15 protein-coding genes are annotated in these 15,870 nt (G+C 53.5%); 6 read left to right on the top strand and 9 right to left on the bottom strand.

All coding sequences use genetic code 11. The features are described from left to right. The first annotated feature begins 77 nt into the window (after window positions 1-77). Complete coding sequence (pitA, locus tag AAIE02_RS13050) at window positions 78-1,574, top strand: inorganic phosphate transporter PitA (protein WP_008458642.1); 1,497 nt, start codon at window positions 78-80, stop codon at window positions 1,572-1,574. Window positions 1,575-1,648: 74 nt separating this feature from the next. Here the strand turns inward: pitA and uspB are convergent, their stop codons facing one another. After that, window positions 1,649-1,984: a universal stress protein UspB gene (gene uspB / locus AAIE02_RS13055; protein ID WP_008458643.1), complete on the bottom strand. Its 336-nt coding sequence runs from the start codon at window positions 1,982-1,984 to the stop codon at window positions 1,649-1,651. Between the two features lie 366 nt (window positions 1,985-2,350). Here uspB and uspA point away from each other — a divergent pair, with 366 nt between their 5' ends. Further along, window positions 2,351-2,788 carry a universal stress protein UspA gene (uspA, locus tag AAIE02_RS13060; RefSeq protein WP_008458645.1) on the top strand — a complete coding sequence of 146 codons (438 nt, stop codon included), beginning with the start codon at window positions 2,351-2,353 and terminating at the stop codon, window positions 2,786-2,788. Between the two features lie 580 nt (window positions 2,789-3,368). Here uspA and rsmJ read toward each other — a convergent pair. The 3 genes from rsmJ to AAIE02_RS13075 form a co-directional block, all read right to left on the bottom strand. Then, the gene (gene rsmJ / locus AAIE02_RS13065) at window positions 3,369-4,121 is read right to left on the bottom strand and encodes a 16S rRNA (guanine(1516)-N(2))-methyltransferase RsmJ (RefSeq protein ID WP_085540213.1); all 753 of its coding nucleotides are present in this window, start codon (window positions 4,119-4,121) and stop codon (window positions 3,369-3,371) included. Window positions 4,122-4,129: 8 nt separating this feature from the next. After that, the gene (gene prlC / locus AAIE02_RS13070) at window positions 4,130-6,172 is read right to left on the bottom strand and encodes an oligopeptidase A (protein WP_498532715.1); all 2,043 of its coding nucleotides are present in this window, start codon (window positions 6,170-6,172) and stop codon (window positions 4,130-4,132) included. Window positions 6,173-6,325: 153 nt separating this feature from the next. After that, window positions 6,326-7,597 (bottom strand): acid phosphatase, encoded by a 1,272-nt coding sequence (locus AAIE02_RS13075; RefSeq protein WP_336706553.1) that lies wholly within the window; start codon window positions 7,595-7,597, stop codon window positions 6,326-6,328. A 195-nt stretch (window positions 7,598-7,792) separates the two neighbouring features. Here AAIE02_RS13075 and AAIE02_RS13080 point away from each other — a divergent pair, with 195 nt between their 5' ends. The 3 genes from AAIE02_RS13080 (at window position 7,793) to AAIE02_RS13090 (ending at window position 10,620) form a co-directional block, all read left to right on the top strand. Further along, the gene (locus AAIE02_RS13080; RefSeq protein WP_498532716.1) at window positions 7,793-8,635 is read left to right on the top strand and encodes a 23S rRNA (adenine(2030)-N(6))-methyltransferase RlmJ; all 843 of its coding nucleotides are present in this window, start codon (window positions 7,793-7,795) and stop codon (window positions 8,633-8,635) included. Window positions 8,636-8,753: 118 nt separating this feature from the next. Next, window positions 8,754-10,106, top strand: coding sequence for a glutathione-disulfide reductase (gene gorA / locus AAIE02_RS13085; RefSeq protein ID WP_166994739.1), 1,353 nt, complete (start codon window positions 8,754-8,756; stop codon window positions 10,104-10,106). Between the two features lie 133 nt (window positions 10,107-10,239). After that, complete coding sequence (locus AAIE02_RS13090) at window positions 10,240-10,620, top strand: hypothetical protein (protein WP_166994741.1); 381 nt, start codon at window positions 10,240-10,242, stop codon at window positions 10,618-10,620. A 74-nt stretch (window positions 10,621-10,694) separates the two neighbouring features. On the opposite strand, the gene kdoO is transcribed toward AAIE02_RS13090, so the two are convergent. Both kdoO and AAIE02_RS13100 read right to left on the bottom strand, forming a co-directional pair. After that, window positions 10,695-11,588 (bottom strand): Kdo hydroxylase KdoO, encoded by an 894-nt coding sequence (gene kdoO / locus AAIE02_RS13095; protein ID WP_498532717.1) that lies wholly within the window; start codon window positions 11,586-11,588, stop codon window positions 10,695-10,697. Between the two features lie 304 nt (window positions 11,589-11,892). Next, window positions 11,893-12,429 carry a GNAT family N-acetyltransferase gene (locus tag AAIE02_RS13100; protein ID WP_498532718.1) on the bottom strand — a complete coding sequence of 179 codons (537 nt, stop codon included), beginning with the start codon at window positions 12,427-12,429 and terminating at the stop codon, window positions 11,893-11,895. Window positions 12,430-12,947: 518 nt separating this feature from the next. Between AAIE02_RS13100 and AAIE02_RS13105 the strand changes: the two genes are divergently transcribed. Next, on the top strand, window positions 12,948-13,880 hold the full coding sequence (locus AAIE02_RS13105; RefSeq protein WP_498532719.1) for an omptin family outer membrane protease: 933 nt from the start codon (window positions 12,948-12,950) through the stop codon (window positions 13,878-13,880). Between the two features lie 149 nt (window positions 13,881-14,029). On the opposite strand, the gene AAIE02_RS13110 is transcribed toward AAIE02_RS13105, so the two are convergent. Genes AAIE02_RS13110 through AAIE02_RS13120 form a run of 3 tightly spaced genes read right to left on the bottom strand, consistent with a single transcriptional unit; the run spans window position 14,030 to window position 15,842 of the window. Continuing rightward, complete coding sequence (locus tag AAIE02_RS13110; protein ID WP_498532720.1) at window positions 14,030-14,488, bottom strand: DUF943 family protein; 459 nt, start codon at window positions 14,486-14,488, stop codon at window positions 14,030-14,032. A gap of 60 nt (window positions 14,489-14,548) precedes the next feature. Then, a complete protein-coding gene (locus AAIE02_RS13115) occupies window positions 14,549-15,007 on the bottom strand; it encodes a DUF943 family protein (RefSeq protein ID WP_498532721.1) in 459 nt (152 codons plus the stop codon). Further along, complete coding sequence (locus AAIE02_RS13120) at window positions 14,991-15,842, bottom strand: YPO3983 family protein (protein WP_498532722.1); 852 nt, start codon at window positions 15,840-15,842, stop codon at window positions 14,991-14,993. Before AAIE02_RS13120 ends, AAIE02_RS13115 begins: the two co-directional genes overlap by 17 nt. Between the last annotated feature and the right edge of the window lie 28 nt (window positions 15,843-15,870).

The raw sequence follows: 15,870 nt of genomic DNA on the forward strand, positions 1-15,870 counted from the left end.
CCAGATTTCACTTTGCCGCGGTGGAGGTTGTCTTACATAATGCGCCGCGTTCATGTCCTCAAAATGGCGTAACGTCTATGCTACATTTGTTTGCCGGCCTGGATCTTCACACCGGGCTTTTACTTTTGCTTGCTCTGGCATTTGTGCTGTTCTACGAAGCCATTAATGGTTTCCACGATACGGCCAACGCAGTAGCAACGGTAATTTATACCCGCGCTATGCGATCGCAACTTGCGGTGGCAATGGCTGCGTTGTTTAACTTCTTCGGCGTTCTGCTCGGTGGGCTGAGCGTGGCCTATGCCATTGTGCATATGCTGCCTACAGATCTGCTGTTAAACGTAGGGTCTTCTCATGGTCTCGCCATGGTGTTCTCTATGTTACTGGCCGCTATTATCTGGAACCTCGGCACCTGGTATTTTGGTCTGCCGGCCTCCAGCTCCCATACGCTTATCGGTGCCATCATCGGTATCGGTTTGACCAACGCGCTGCTGACCGGCACCTCGGTTGTCGACGCGCTGAATATCCCGAAAGTCATTGGGATCTTCGCTTCCTTAATTCTGTCCCCGATTGTCGGGCTGGTGATTGCCGGTGGGTTGATTTTCCTGCTGCGCCGTTACTGGAGCAACACCAAGAAAAAGCAGCGTATTCACCTGACGCCTGCGGAACGTGAAAAGCAAGACGGCAAGAAAAAGCCGCCTTTCTGGACGCGTATCGCGCTGATCCTGTCCGCTATCGGCGTGAGTTTCTCTCACGGCGCTAACGACGGCCAGAAAGGCATCGGTCTGATTATGCTGGTACTGATTGGCGTCGCACCGGCGGGCTTCGTGGTTAACATGAATGCTTCCGGCTACGAAATCACCCGTACTCGCGATGCGGTGAACAACGTCGAAACTTTCTTCCAGCAACGCCCTGACCTGCTGAAGAAAGCCACCGGCTCGGAACAGCTGATCCCTTCTCCGGAAGCGGGCGCAACTGAACCGGCTCAGTTCCACTGCCACCCGGCCAACGCGATTAACGCGCTGGATCGCGCGAAGCTGATGCTGACGGATATCGAAAGCTACGACAAGCTCAGCATTGAGCAGCGTAGCCAGCTGCGTCGCATTATGCTGTGCATCTCCGACACCACCGATAAAGTGGCGAAGCTGCCAGAAGTGAGCGCCGACGACCAGCGCCTGCTGAAGAAACTGAAAGGCGACATGCTTAGCACCATCGAGTACGCGCCGGTCTGGATTATTCTGGCGGTGGCTCTGGCTCTTGGTCTGGGTACAATGATCGGCTGGCGTCGCGTGGCGACCACCATCGGCGAGAAGATCGGTAAGAAAGGCATGACCTATGCGCAAGGGATGTCCGCGCAGATGACGGCAGCCGTTTCTATCGGTCTGGCAAGCTACACCGGGATGCCGGTTTCCACTACCCACGTGCTCTCTTCCTCCGTGGCAGGGACCATGATCGTGGACGGCGGCGGCCTGCAGCGTAAGACGGTAACCAATATCCTGATGGCCTGGATATTCACCTTACCGGCTTCGATTCTGCTCTCCGGCGGGCTGTACTGGATTGCGCTGCGCTTCGTGTAAGCCGTAGCCAAAGAAAAAGCGGGTCAGGAAACTGGCCCGCTTTTTTTATGCTTGTCCATAACGCTGCCCTACAACTAGTGCCAGATAATTAATCCAATCAGGCTAATCACCACCAGACCACACAGCGAACTCGTCAGAATAAACTGGCGGCGCAGGCGCTCACAGCGGCGAATAAACTCTTCATCATGATGATCGACATAGCGCTGGCCGTAGATATAGCGCACCAGCCTGACCTGCTTGCTGGGTTGACCATGCGAGGTGAAAAAACCGCCGCCATCAACGTATTGATACAGCAGCGGATCGCACCCGCGCAGCACCACCAGTAACGCGCGCAGTGAAGAGTAATAGCGCGCCATATTCACCACACAAACTACACAAAGCGCCCAGAACAGCGCGACGGTGCTGATCATGTACCCCTCCCGGCGAAGCCCTCGAAGCCTTTGCTTCGGGACGACCGCTCTCCCCGAAAACCCTGTCAGACAATCCTGCAACGAATAACCGATACAGGTCACAGATCTCTTCCCGCCCGGCTCATTTAATAGTGTAGGAGATCCCTTAATTTTTTTACCACCGCGTTAATCTTTATCAAAGTGGCCGCATTCATTTTTCGCTTGAATGTGATTGAGGGATGGCGCATTGTCGGGCTGAAGAAGGTTCGATAAAAGCGAAATACCATCTACAATTGAAGTCTTTAGATCGGGTGACCGTAGCTCATGCCGCTACGGTTTAAAAGATGACGGCGAGAGTCATCGATAACTTATGGAAGGAGTAACATTATGGCTTACAAACACATTCTGATCGCGGTTGACCTCTCCCCTGAGAGTAAAGTCCTGGTAGAAAAAGCCGTCTCCATGGCTCGGCCTTACAACGCGAAAGTTTCCCTGATTCATGTCGATGTGAATTACTCCGATCTGTATACCGGGCTGATTGATGTCAATCTGGGCGATATGCAGAAACGCATTTCCGAAGAGACTCACCACGCGCTCACCGAGCTGTCTACCGGGGCAGGTTACCCGATTACCGAAACCCTGAGCGGCAGCGGCGATCTGGGCCAGGTGCTGGTCGATGCCATTAAAAAATACGATATGGATTTAGTGGTTTGTGGTCACCACCAGGATTTCTGGAGCAAGCTGATGTCCTCTGCACGCCAGCTGATCAATACCGTGCATGTGGATATGCTGATTGTTCCACTGCGTGATGAAGAAGACGAGTAACGGTATTGCCCCTCACCCTAACCCTCTCCCCAAAGGGGAGAGGGGATTGAATTGAGATAAGTATTGACCCTCACTCTGGGGCTTCCGCCAAAAGGGGACTGAACCGAGATTAAATCTTTGGTTTCCCCCCTCCCTTGCATCACGGCCTCTTAGTAATGCTTTATTTTCATAATCTTCCGGGAGCAAGAGTATTGCTGCAGGACTTGCAGCGACTTTGACGTTCTGCGTGACTGCGGGTTTAAAGCGAGGCACGGTTCCGGCTTAAATCGCCTCCGTTTTCTCTCCGACTGGCCAGGGGCCGGCCGTCGGGAACGGCCGGAGGCTGAGAGCGTCGGGAACGCATCTCAGGCGACCCAGGACTGGGAGATAAAACGGAGGTCTGCCGCTCACGCGGTCGATTTATTTGGCCGGGAGTCCGGGTTCTTAGGGGAGTGACGGTGACTCCCCTAAGACGTTCACCGGTGAAGGCGCTACAGATAAAACAGGGCTGGAAGTGAACGGAACGTTAGCCGATTCCTCATAGAGTATAGTTGTGACCAAAACCCACCGAGGAAGAGGGGCTGTCACAGCGTTTTAGTAATTACTCCGGCGTCCCGGCATAAATATCAAACCGGTGCCCTTTGGTCACCACAGCATTCTGCGTGGCGACGTCGGCCAGCGGCGGCGCGTAGTCCGGACGCTTCACAACGACCCTTTTCTTCGCGAGCGCTCTGGCTGGGGCAAGCAGCCCGTCTGCATCTTCATCCGGCCCCACCAAAGACTGGAAAACGCGCATCTCTTTCTTCACCAGCGCGCTTTTCTGCTTGTGGGGGAACATCGGATCGAGATACACCACATCCGGTCTCGGCGTGATATCGCTGAGCGCCGTCAGGCTTGAGGCATGAATCAGCTGCAATCGCTCCTGCAGCCAACCACCGATTTCAGGATCTTCGTAGCCACGGCGCAGGCCGTCATCCAGCAACGCGGCAACCACCGGATTGCGCTCCAGCATCCGCACGCGGCAACCGACGGACGCCAGCACAAAGGCATCTCGCCCTAACCCCGCCGTCGCGTCAACCACGTCCGGCAGATAGCTGCCCTTCACGCCCACGGCTTTTGCCACCGCTTCGCCACGCCCGCCGCCAAACTTACGGCGGTGCGCCATCGCGCCGGAGGCAAAATCAACAAAAATGCCGCCTAGCTTTGGCTCGTCGCGTTTGCGTAACTCCAGCCTTTCAGGCGTCAGCACCAGCGCCATCAGCGCCTCTTCATCATGCTCGAGCTGCCAGCGCTCGCTCAAAACAGATAAGGCGCCGGAGTCGGCGCCTGCTTCAGTCAGTAAACAGATTTTCACGTGGTGGCTTAACCCTGAATACCGTAGTGATCCAGCATCGCATCCAGCTGCGGCTCGCGCCCGCGGAAGCGTTTGAACAGCTCCATCGGCTCTTCCGAACCGCCACGGGTCAGGATGTTATCGAGGAACGACTGGCCGGTTTCGCGGTTGAAAATACCCTCTTCTTCAAAGCGAGAGAACGCGTCCGCCGCCAGCACGTCGGCCCACAGGTAGCTGTAGTAACCCGCCGCGTAACCACCGGCAAATATATGGCTGAAGGCGTGCGGGAAGCGGCCCCAGCTCGGCCCCGGCACCACGGCAACCTGTTTCTTAATTTCGGCCAGCGTCTGCAGCACTTTCGCCCCCTGCTCCGGGTTGAATTCCGCATGCAGGCGGAAGTCGAACAGGCCGAACTCCAGCTGACGCAGAATAAACAGCGCTGCCTGGTAGTTTTTCGCCGCCAGCATTTTTTCCAGCAGCTCAACAGGCAGAGATTCACCGGTTTCATAATGGCCGGAGATAAACGCCAGCGCTTCCGGCTCCCAGCACCAGTTTTCCATAAACTGGCTCGGCAGCTCGACCGCATCCCACGGCACGCCGTTGATACCGGACACGCCCGCGGTTTCGATTTTGGTCAGCATGTGGTGCAGGCCGTGACCAAACTCATGGAACAGGGTGATCACTTCATCGTGGGTAAACAGCGCAGATTTGCCGTTCACCGGGCGGTTGAAGTTACAGGTCAGATAGGCCACCGGTTTTTGCAGTGAGCCATCGGCGCGGCGCATTTTGCCCACGCAGTCATCCATCCACGCCCCGCCGCGTTTGTGCTCGCGAGCGTAGAGGTCGAGATAGAAGCTGCCGCGCAGCTCGCCCTGGTCGTCATACAGCTCGAAGAAGCGCACGTCCGGGTGCCAGACGTCGATATCTTTCCGCTCTTTGGCGGTGATGCCGTAGATGCGCTTCACGACTTCGAACAGGCCATTCACCGCACGCTCTTCCGGGAAGTACGGGCGCAGCTGTTCGTCGCTGATGCTGTAGAGATGCTGTTTCTGTTTTTCGCTGTACCAGGTGATGTCCCACGGCTCCAGCTCTTCCACGCCGTAATGCTCTTTCGCATAGGCGCGCAGCTGAGCCAGCTCGGCTTCACCCTGCGGACGGGCGCGTTTGGCCAGGTCTGACAGGAACTCCAGTACCTGCTGCGGGTTTTCCGCCATTTTGGTGGCCAGGGATTTTTCCGCGTAGTTGCCAAAGCCCAGCAGCTGAGCCAGCTCGTGGCGCAGCGCCAGAATCTCTTCCATCACCGGGGTGTTATCCCACTTCCCGGCATTCGGGCCCTGGTCAGAAGCGCGCGTGGAATAGGCGCGGTACATCTCTTCGCGCAGCGCACGGTTGTCGCAGTAGGTCAGCACCGGCAGGTAGCTTGGGATATCCAGGGTCAGCAGCCAGCCGTCTTGCTCTTTGGCTTCCGCCTGAGCGCGCGCTGCGGCCAGGGCGCTTTCCGGCATCCCGGTAAGCTCGGCTTCGTCGGTAATCAGTTTGCTCCAGCCCATAGTGGCATCAAGCACGTTGTTGCTGTAGGTAGATCCCAGCTCGGACAGGCGAGCGGAGATCTCCCCGTAGCGCTGCTGTTTGTCTTTTGGCAGACCAATCCCGGACAGCTCGAAGTCGCGCAGCGCGTTATCCACCGCTTTCTTCTCGGCGACGCTCAGGCTGGCGTAGTTCGCCCCGTCACGCAGGTCGCGGTAGGCATTATACAGGCCTTCGTGCTGGCCAACCCAGGTGCTGTATTCGGACAGCAGCGGCAGCGTCTGCTCATAGGCTTCGCGCAGCTCCGGGCTGTTCTGTACCGAGTTCAGATGGCTGACCGGGGAGAACAGGCGGCCCAGGCGATCGTCCACTTCTGCCAGCGGCTGAACCAGATTCTGCCAGCTATAAGGCGCGCCCTGCGCAACCACGCTTTCCACCGCCGCACGGCAGTCGTCCAGCGCTTTAGTCACGGCCGGAACAACATGCTCCGGTTTGATGGCGGAAAACGGCGGCAGCTCAAAAGAGGTCAGTAAAGGATTGGTCATAAGCGCGTTCCTGATTAAAAGGGAGAGAGAAGCGCTCAAGCGGCGCTTTGTGCATGGAGTCTAGCATGGGGTTAAGTGTAGCGAATTTCAATCCCGGGCGTTGCGCTGCGGTCGCCGGGAAATGGGGCAGCAGGCGCTGCCCCGGGGGATAAATCAGTGGGATTTCGTGGCCATGGCGTAGGCCGCAGGCAGGTTCAGGCGCTGCCAGAACTGCTGGTCTGCCGTCGTGCCGGACAGCGGGTAGCCCGCAGGCAGCGCAGTTTTCACCATCAGGTCGCGGCGCTGGGAGGCGGAAAGCTTAGGCAGCGCGGCTTCCAGCAAAACTTCCGCCCCTTGCGGTACTTTCAGGGCTTGCTTCTCACCCTTCTGCTGCGGCAGGTCGTAAGTCATGGTGAAGCGGTAAAGTTCTTTCATCGCCGGGGCGCGGTACGGATCGTCTTTTGCGGAAGATTTCGCACATTCAGCCAAAGTGGTGCCGCACTCTTTTTCCAGCGCGGTACGCAGCTGATCGCGAGCTTCGTTAAACAACGCGCGGTATTTCGGGTCGTTCAGGTAGTTGGCGACATTGCGCTGCGCCACCATGCGGGAGCCCATCACGTCCAGCGGGTAATGCACGCCCAGCACAATGCGCGAGTAACCGTAGCGCGCACCGCGCTCAACCAGGGCTTCAAAGCGCTCCGGCACCATTTCGGCCATCAGCAGCGCGTCGGTGTAGCCGGTGTTGGTGTGGCCGCTTGGGAAGGAGCCGCCGTCTGCGGTGTACGGTTTGTTGTCTTTAATCACCACATCGTCCGGCACGAGGTGAATGGTGTTGCCCTGGATCAGGAACGGACGCGGGTTATTGAAGTGCTTCTTCGCTGCGCTGGTGCTGACTTCGGAGGCTTTAATCAGCGCCGCGGCTTTGCTCAGCTCGCCTTTATCGTAGGCGGCCAGGAAGGCTTTCCCCAGGCGCGGCCCCATGGCATCGCTCAGGAAGTAAAGGTGGTTGATGCCCTCGGCATCCGCCAGCGCCTGATGGCGCGAAGTCTGCACGGCGTTCAGGTTGATGTTGGTGACGGTTTCAAGGTTTTGCTTAATCACCGAGTCCGGCAACTTGCTGAAGGCAGAAAGCAGCTCAATACCTGCCTTCTGGTTAGCTTTCGTCTGGAAGTCATAGCCGCTCGCCTTCAGCCAGGCGGTATCCGCCAGCTTTTTGCTTTGCTTCGCTTTATCCAGCTGGTCGCGGGTCAGTTTATCCGCATCGCCTTTCAGGGCAGCGCGCAACGCCGCCAGAGACTGCATTTCAATCTCATCAAACGCCTGGCTGCTGTTGGCCGGGGTCACACTATTGGCTATCGCCGCGGCCTGAGGAAGAGACACATCTTTCGCCAGCGCGGGCAGAGAGACGGCTAACGCGGCGGCCAGCACAGAAATACGAAGTTTCATTATTTTTCCTTTTATTCAAACGATTACCTTGCCTGGCAGCGACGCTATCCTGGTGATTTGACATTTTTATGACACCGTTATGTTTTGAAACGCTTTCTCCCCAACTGAAACAGCGCCGCGCCCGGGCGGTAATCCGCCGCAATCTGCGGTAAACTGTGGGAAATTTGTTTTCTTATTTGCGGAACACCATCCCTCATGCTCAGCTATCGCCACAGCTTTCACGCCGGTAACCATGCCGACGTACTAAAACACACCGTTCAAAGCCTGATTATTGAATCGCTTAAAGAGAAGGAGAAACCGTTTCTCTATCTCGACACTCACGCAGGCGCCGGGCGTTACCAGCTGAGCAGCGAACATGCGGAGCGCACCGGCGAGTATCTGGAAGGTATCTCCCGCATCTGGCAGCAGGACGATTTGCCTGCCGAACTGGAAGCCTATATTGGCGCGGTGAAGCATCTGAACCGCAGCGGCAACCTGCGTTATTACCCTGGCTCTCCGCTGATTGCCCGCCACCTGCTGCGCGAGCAGGACAGCCTGCAGCTGACCGAGCTACATCCGTCCGACTTCCCGCTGCTGCGCTCTGAGTTCCAGAAAGACGACCGGGCCCGCGTCGAGCGCGTCGACGGCTACCAGCAACTGAAAGCCAAGTTGCCGCCGGTTTCCCGTCGCGGTCTGATCCTCATCGACCCACCGTATGAGATCAAAACCGACTACCAGGACGTGGTGAAAGGGATTGCCGAAGGTTATAAGCGTTTTGCCACAGGCACCTACGCGCTGTGGTACCCGGTGGTGCTGCGTCAGCAAATCAAACGCATGATCCGCGACCTGGAAGAGACCGGCATCCGCCGCATCCTGCAGATCGAGCTGGCGGTTCGCCCGGACAGCGACCAGCGCGGCATGACGGCTTCCGGCATGATTGTGATTAACCCACCGTGGAAGCTGGAACAGCAAATGGCGAACGTGCTGCCGTGGCTTCACAAAAAGCTGGTGCCAACGGGGACCGGCTCCACCACGCTGAGCTGGATTGTGCCTGAATAAGAAAGCTAGCCAATGCCGCTGCAGCTTGAAGTATGACGTGGCTATCACAGTAATCGGTAGAACCTTTATCCCGGCGCGCTACAATCGCGCCTAATTTTCGACTCAAAAGGGAAACATCATGACCAAACATTATGACTACCTCGCCATTGGCGGCGGCAGCGGCGGTATCGCCTCGATTAACCGTGCGGCAATGTATGGGCAGAAATGCGCACTGATTGAGGCGAAGGATCTGGGTGGCACCTGTGTGAACGTCGGCTGCGTGCCTAAAAAAGTGATGTGGCATGCGGCGCAGATCGCCGAAGCGATCCACAACTACGGCCCGGACTACGGCTTTGACACCACGCTGAACCACTTCGACTGGGACAAGCTGATCGCCAGCCGCACCGCCTATATCGACCGTATTCATACCTCTTACGACAACGTACTGGGCAAGAATAAAGTGGACGTGATCCGCGGCTTTGCGAAGTTCGTTGATGCCCACACCGTGGAAGTTAACGGCGAAACCATCACCGCAGACCATATTCTGATCGCTACCGGCGGCCGCCCAAGCCACCCGAACATCCCTGGCGCTGAGTACGGCATCGACTCCGACGGCTTCTTCGAGCTGCCGGGCCTGCCAAAACGCGTGGCGGTTGTGGGTGCGGGCTACATCGCGGTGGAAATCGCGGGCGTGATTAACGCTCTGGGTTCTGAAACGCACCTGTTCGTGCGCAAACATGCGCCGCTGCGCACCTTCGACCCGCTGATCGTTGAAACGCTGCTGGAAGTCATCGAAGCAGAAGGCCCAACCCTGCACACCAACGCGATTCCGAAAGCGGTTGTGAAAAATGCAGACGGCAGCCTGACGCTTGAGCTGGAAGATGGCCGGTCGGAAACCGTCGACACCCTGATTTGGGCGATCGGCCGCGAACCGGCTAACGACAACTTCAACCTGCAGGTAACCGGCGTTGAGCTGGACGCCAAAGGCTACATCAAGGTAGATAAGTTCCAGAACACCAACGTGCCGGGGATTTATGCCGTGGGCGATAACACCGGTGCGGTTGAGCTGACCCCGGTGGCGGTTGCCGCCGGTCGTCGCCTGTCCGAGCGCCTGTTTAACAACAAGCCGGACGAGCATCTGGACTACAGCAACGTGCCGACCGTGGTGTTCAGCCACCCACCAATCGGCACCGTGGGCCTGACCGAACCGCAGGCGCGTGAGCAGTACGGCGACGATAACGTGAAGGTCTACAAATCCGCCTTCACCGCCATGTACACCGCCGTGACCTCTCACCGCCAGCCGTGCCGCATGAAGCTGGTCTGTGCTGGCCCGGACGAGAAAATCGTCGGGATCCACGGCATCGGCTTCGGCATGGATGAAATCCTGCAGGGCTTCGCCGTAGCGCTGAAAATGGGCGCAACCAAGAAAGACTTCGACAACACCGTGGCGATCCACCCGACCGCAGCGGAAGAGTTTGTCACCATGCGTTAATTCCCCCAGGGAAACGCCTAAAAGGTCAGAGATCGCTCTGGCCTTTTTTTATATCTGTGGAAAAACATCCAGCCATGATATTTATCTCTGCATAAACTGATATCAAAAATAATGTACAAAGCGGAGATATATTATGGGCTGGGAAATGCATATCACCAGGACGGAACATGCATGGGATGGGGAGAGCAATCCTATTCTTGCAGAAGAATGGATTCAGTATGTAAATAACGATCCTGAGCTCAGTTTCTCTCCCATAAATGGACCCTATCATGTCATCTGGCGAGGGGATGAAATTAACTGGCTGGACTGGCATGCAGGAAATATTTCTGCAAAATCGCCTGCTCAGACGTTGTATTGCAAAATGCTGGATATCGCCGCCGCGCTCAATGCAAAAGTCCTGGACGATGACGGCAACTTATACTTATCGCCCAATGATTTACTTAATCCATCGTGGGCAAAAAAAGAAATTTCACCTTCATTTCTACAAAAAATCATTACTTACTTCAGAAAATAAATAGCGCAGTCTTGCCTCTACGGATTACCAATAAAAAAGCCGCACCAGCGGCTTTTTACACGCGCTCATTATGGCTAAATCAGCGGCTTACGCAGCAGTCCTTCCAGCACCTTCAGCGGGGAATGCTGTGGATTTTGCATGGCGTCTACCGGCAGTAAAAACGTCTGCTCCAGCATAAACTGCCCCCCCATCGCGGCATGCGGCGTCTGGTCAGAGAAACAGATCCAGCTGCTGCCCGGTGGGAAATCAATGGCCACCTGCGGGCCCTGCTTCTGATAATCCGCATCGGCCTTCATCGCGTCGTGCATCTGCAGCATCAGGTGGTCGTAATGGCTGCGGCGGCTTTTGGTAATGCCGACGGCGTTCTGCAGCCAGCTGCTTACCGGGGAATAGCTTTTCAGGCGCGGCAGGAAGCGTTCGGCCAGCGTCGGGAAGGCTTCACCCACGCGCCAGCTGCGGCTTTCACCGGCCGGATTAATGTTGGTGAAAATACGCAAAATACGCTCGCCATAGTTGGGCCGGGACGGGAACGCGTCCACGTGCAGGCGGCTGTCGTCCTTACGCCAGGAAGTGTTCTGCGTCCACTGCTTAACGGGGTGCAGGCGCAGGCTGTTGGTCGGCGAATGTAGCACCTGCTGGTATTCCGGCAGAAGAGTGGCAATCAGCTGCAGGCAAGATTCGTAATGCCGTTTTAGCAGGGCGCGAACTTCTGGCTCCTGATCGGCTACAGCCACGCCGGTCAATTTATCCTTCAGGGGCTGATAGCTGATGTTTTTACGTTTCGGATCCACTACCGCGGGGTTAAGCAGCGCGGTTTCCTGTTCGGTCAGCGCAAACGCCAGCTGCGGCAGAAAAACAACTTTGCCCTGTTCCAGCTCGCTCACAGCCGATTCAGTCGCCGTATTACCCCATTGAGAAAGCGGATGCGTCAGGGCTGCGGTATCAAGAGTGATGTTTAAATCTGACATATTGATGTCCTTGCCACTGCTCCGGATAATGTCTTTAACAGATGAATTTCCGGAACATTTTATTTTTTGAAAGACGAATAGAAGCACGCCGCCGGAAGACAGCGAATGCATACCTGAAAGGGATTCGAACGAGTATAGTAAGAATGTAAATTAAAGGTTAAACAAAAGCTAAACATCGCCTTAGGCGCTAAATTAAAACGCACAAAATCATAAAATAACGCTAAGTGAATATTGCACTGTCCACTGATATTATTCGCTATTCGCCACGGCTAAATAAACAATGGCCCGCTAAGCAGGCCATTGTTTATTTCCACTCGCTGCGCAATAGCGCATAGGCATATTCATCCCCCCACTCACCTTTAAAGAAAATATTCTTGTGAAAGTGTGCTTCCCGACGAAAGCCCAGCTTTTCCAGCAGGCCAGCGGCGGCGTCATTCCTGGCATCAACCGTCGCCACCAGGCGATGCTTGTTGAAGGTGGTGAACAACAGATCAATCGCGCCGCGCAAAGCTTCAAAAGCAAAGCCCTGACGCTGATGCCTCTCATCAAAGGTCATGCCCAACTCTGCCTGCTGGCCTTCATCGAAGAAGTGAACGGCAACGTCACCCAATAAACGCTGGTCTTCGCTGCGGACCACCGCAATCTGAAACCAGCTTTCATCGGTATTAAAGTCCAGCGACGCCTGCTGGGCATAAAACACCTCGGCATCGGCTTCGCTATAGCCATCCCAGCTCTGGTAGCGAGCAACTTCCGGCTGGTTACGATATTCAATAAAAACGGGCAAATCGGCACGAGTGAACTTGCGCAACGTCAGGCGCGGGGTGGTCAGTAACGGCTCCATAAGTCATTCCTGGTCAAAGTGTCTGGATGTAGTGTCGGCATGCAGGGTAGCAGCTTTACGTTTTTTCGATATTACGCCGAGTGCTCCGCGGCGCGGTGGCACGTATTATGTAAAAAAGAGAATGAAATGAATATGCTACGAGCAGCAAAACTTTCATCGCCAAATAATTATTAGTTCGCTTACATATTTAAATTCACTAAACGCGACTTAAGCTAAATTTTCTCAATAAATACATATGAATAGTTATGATATATCCTTGTAACAAAAAGCTACAATTTTAATTTTCTTTAAAATCAAACGATTCACCGCTCAAATATTCACCAGTAGAAAATAATCTTTCCCCTGTCAAGGAACGGTCCATAAAATAGCTCCCGTTTTGCCTGGCAAGACAAACTAATAATAATTTTCAACAACATAATTTATCGCGCAACAATAACCCTTTACGGCCCTCAACCTGTCCGTACAGGTTTATTTTTTGCAACACCAAACCAATGTTATAGAAAACAGAACGATACATCATGCACAAGCAAAAATACCTGCCTGTAGCCGCCGCATTGCTGTTTAGCCCGGCGCTACTAGCTTCAACCAGCTTTAATTTTTCACCCGATGCAGTTAGCACGAATATTTCCACCAGCGTTTTAAACGGAGAATCTAAAGAGCTCGTTTATAATCAAGGTGATGGCAGTAAATTAAGTGAACTGAAATGGAAAATCAAAAATACCCCTATTATTAAAGGCGGTATTAGCTGGGACGCACAGCGCTACATCACCCTCAATGCTAACGGCTGGACAACCTTCGCCTCTCGCGGCTCGCATATGTCCGACTATGACTGGCAAACGCCTGGCCAGAGCCACTGGAGCGACAAATCTACCCACCCGGATACCAGCCTGAATTATGCCAACCAGTTCGATTTCAATCTTACCGGCTGGCTGCTGAAGGAGCCGACATACAATCTCGGCGTGGTAACCGGCTACCAGGAAACTCGCTATAGCTGGACGGCGAGAGGCGGCTCATACAATTATTTCAACGGTGCACTTATCGGTGAATTCCCCGCCGGGAAACCGGGAATTGGGTATAGTCAGAAATTCAGCGTGCCGTATATTGGGCTGACCAGTAGCTACCGCTATCAGTACTTTGATATTGCAGGGCAATTTAAATTCAGCCCGCTGGTTAATGCTCAGGATAATGACGAGCACTATATGCGTCAGCTGAGCTTTAGCGAGAAAAGTAGTCATTCCAATTATTATGCTGCAACCGTCTCCGCCGGTTATTACGTCACGCCAAATACCCGGCTGTACACGGAATTAACGTGGACGCGTTTTTCCGAAGCAAAAGCATCAACAAAAACCCGTAATAATAATACCGGGGAAACCTGGTCTCAGGGCAGCGGTTCCGCGGGCCTGAGTAACGACAGCTACACCTATGGCGTCGGAATTCAGTATCGCTTCTAAAGGGTTTTGCAGATTAAGTTGAGGAAACTCAGCCCGGATTGTGTGATTTTCACCAGCCGGGCTGAGAGATGTTCTTATGCTTGAATAGGAGAGAAAGTGCTGTATTGTTAATGCCCCCACCACGGTAATCATCAATAAAAAACATACCCTCAATATATCTTTATAAGATTGCCATTTTCTTCCAGCCTGTAGACACTGCCATTAACAGTGAGCTCTAACCCCGTATTTTTACTGTAGTCAACAATGAAAACCACATCCTTATCAATGCAGTTAACTTTTGTTTTCATATCATCGAAACAGAGTCGGTCATACTTCCCCTCTTCTTTATAGCCCTCACCGAAAAGCCAAATCGTAATAGTGTGGCCACTGTAGGATTCAGGCCCTGGAATATCATACTTCGCTTTTAGCATCTCTTGATTTTGCAGCCACCAGTTTATTTTACCTCTACTCGTCAAAGGGAAATTTTTAACTAAAACATCGCTATAGGTATTTCTCTGATGCACGGCGACAATCTCCACCGGGCGAAGTGACTCCCATAGCAAGTAACCTGCTAACACACAGCTCGCAAAAACTAGCAAGGAAACTGCTTTCTTATTTTTGAATGTCATTGCGCCCCCCGGTAATTTCAATGGTAGCGATCACATTGAACATCAAAAAAACAAAACATCTCAATCTATCTTTTTAATACTTCCATTTCCTTCCAGCCTATAAATGCCATCATCAAACGTGAACGTAAGCCCTCTATTTTTACTGTTACTGATTCTAAAAACTGAATCTTTATCAATGCAGTTGATTTTTGTTTTCATATCATCGAAACAGAGTCGGTCATACTTCCCTTCTTCTTTATAGCCCTCACCGAAAAGCCAAAAAATAATCGTGTAGCCACCGTAAGATGCAGGCCTTGGAATATCATATCTGGCTTTCAGCATATCCTTGTTTTCCAGCCACCAGTTTATTTTTCCTTTTTTCGTAAAAGGGAAGTTTTTAACCAGAACACTGCTATAGGTATTTCTCTGATGAACAGCGACAATCTCCACCGGACGAAATGACTGCCATAGCAGGTAACCCGCCAACACACAGCTCACCCCAAGTAACATAAAACGTGCTTTCTTATTTTTGAATGTCATTGCGCCCCCCGGTAATTTCAATGGTAGCTTGCATATTGGTCATAAAGGGTTTAAAGGCAAACTCGCTGTAGCGCTGAAGGACAAACCAGATCCGGAAAAAACGGAACTGGTTAAATTTCACCTTTGAAATGTCCTCATCATCCAGCCCAAAGTGGTCCTGGACTTTATAATGCACAACGGCACGATAGCGCTCTTTACCAACTACCAGAGACTTAATCGTGATATGCGTTGCCCAGGTATCGTGCACGGTGATGCCCAGGCCGTTAAAGTTGTCCTGGAAGCGGTCAAATTTTGGTAGTCGTCCCAACATAATCGCGTCAGTTAGCTGCCCCAGCTTCTCTGCAGGATAACTGCCTCTATCCCAGTCAATATAGCTACTGAAAGCTTCTTGCAAACGAAGCCTTGTACTGTTTTCAGACGAACTATCACTTAAAATATGCGCCTCCAACGCGCTATCCAGCAATGGATGGCAGAACGATTTGTCGCTATTTTTCTGCATATGGGAAATCATCAGCTTAATCAGCACGTTGTAAGGGGGGTGGCACGCAAACGGACGGGATAGGTGCCGAAACTCATCAAAAAGGATGTTTGCGCACTCCCTCTGGGTCAGTTTATCACCTTCCCCTCGGGATCCGTGGAACATTGACTGCGGCTGGCTGAAGGGGCTGATTGCCGTCAACGTGTAAGGGTTCACTCTGGTGGAAACATCCACCAAATGAAACCGGGCCTTCAGATCGATTTCGGACAGGTCGCCGCAGCGCATATCGCTGGCGGTATAGTCATCCATCTTTTTCTGGGTTTTGAATATCTTACAGGGGAACTGAAGTGCCGGCATAAAGACCTTCCTGGTATATTATTAACGA

The organism is Cedecea sp. Ae19-4, assembly GCF_059801165.1.

Bases quoted from the DNA above. Each gene is read 5' to 3' on its own strand.
- pitA (WP_008458642.1), top strand. From the start codon at position 78: ATGCTACATTTGTTTGCCGGCCTGGATCTTCACACCGGGCTTTTACTT.
- uspB (WP_008458643.1), bottom strand. From the start codon at position 1,984: ATGATCAGCACCGTCGCGCTGTTCTGGGCGCTTTGTGTAGTTTGTGTG.
- uspA (WP_008458645.1), top strand. From the start codon at position 2,351: ATGGCTTACAAACACATTCTGATCGCGGTTGACCTCTCCCCTGAGAGT.
- prlC (WP_498532715.1), bottom strand. From the start codon at position 6,172: ATGACCAATCCTTTACTGACCTCTTTTGAGCTGCCGCCGTTTTCCGCC.
- AAIE02_RS13075 (WP_336706553.1), bottom strand. From the start codon at position 7,597: ATGAAACTTCGTATTTCTGTGCTGGCCGCCGCGTTAGCCGTCTCTCTG.
- AAIE02_RS13080 (WP_498532716.1), top strand. From the start codon at position 7,793: ATGCTCAGCTATCGCCACAGCTTTCACGCCGGTAACCATGCCGACGTA.
- gorA (WP_166994739.1), top strand. From the start codon at position 8,754: ATGACCAAACATTATGACTACCTCGCCATTGGCGGCGGCAGCGGCGGT.
- AAIE02_RS13090 (WP_166994741.1), top strand. From the start codon at position 10,240: ATGGGCTGGGAAATGCATATCACCAGGACGGAACATGCATGGGATGGG.
- kdoO (WP_498532717.1), bottom strand. From the start codon at position 11,588: ATGTCAGATTTAAACATCACTCTTGATACCGCAGCCCTGACGCATCCG.
- AAIE02_RS13100 (WP_498532718.1), bottom strand. From the start codon at position 12,429: ATGGAGCCGTTACTGACCACCCCGCGCCTGACGTTGCGCAAGTTCACT.
- AAIE02_RS13105 (WP_498532719.1), top strand. From the start codon at position 12,948: ATGCACAAGCAAAAATACCTGCCTGTAGCCGCCGCATTGCTGTTTAGC.
- AAIE02_RS13110 (WP_498532720.1), bottom strand. From the start codon at position 14,488: ATGACATTCAAAAATAAGAAAGCAGTTTCCTTGCTAGTTTTTGCGAGC.
- AAIE02_RS13115 (WP_498532721.1), bottom strand. From the start codon at position 15,007: ATGACATTCAAAAATAAGAAAGCACGTTTTATGTTACTTGGGGTGAGC.
- AAIE02_RS13120 (WP_498532722.1), bottom strand. From the start codon at position 15,842: ATGCCGGCACTTCAGTTCCCCTGTAAGATATTCAAAACCCAGAAAAAG.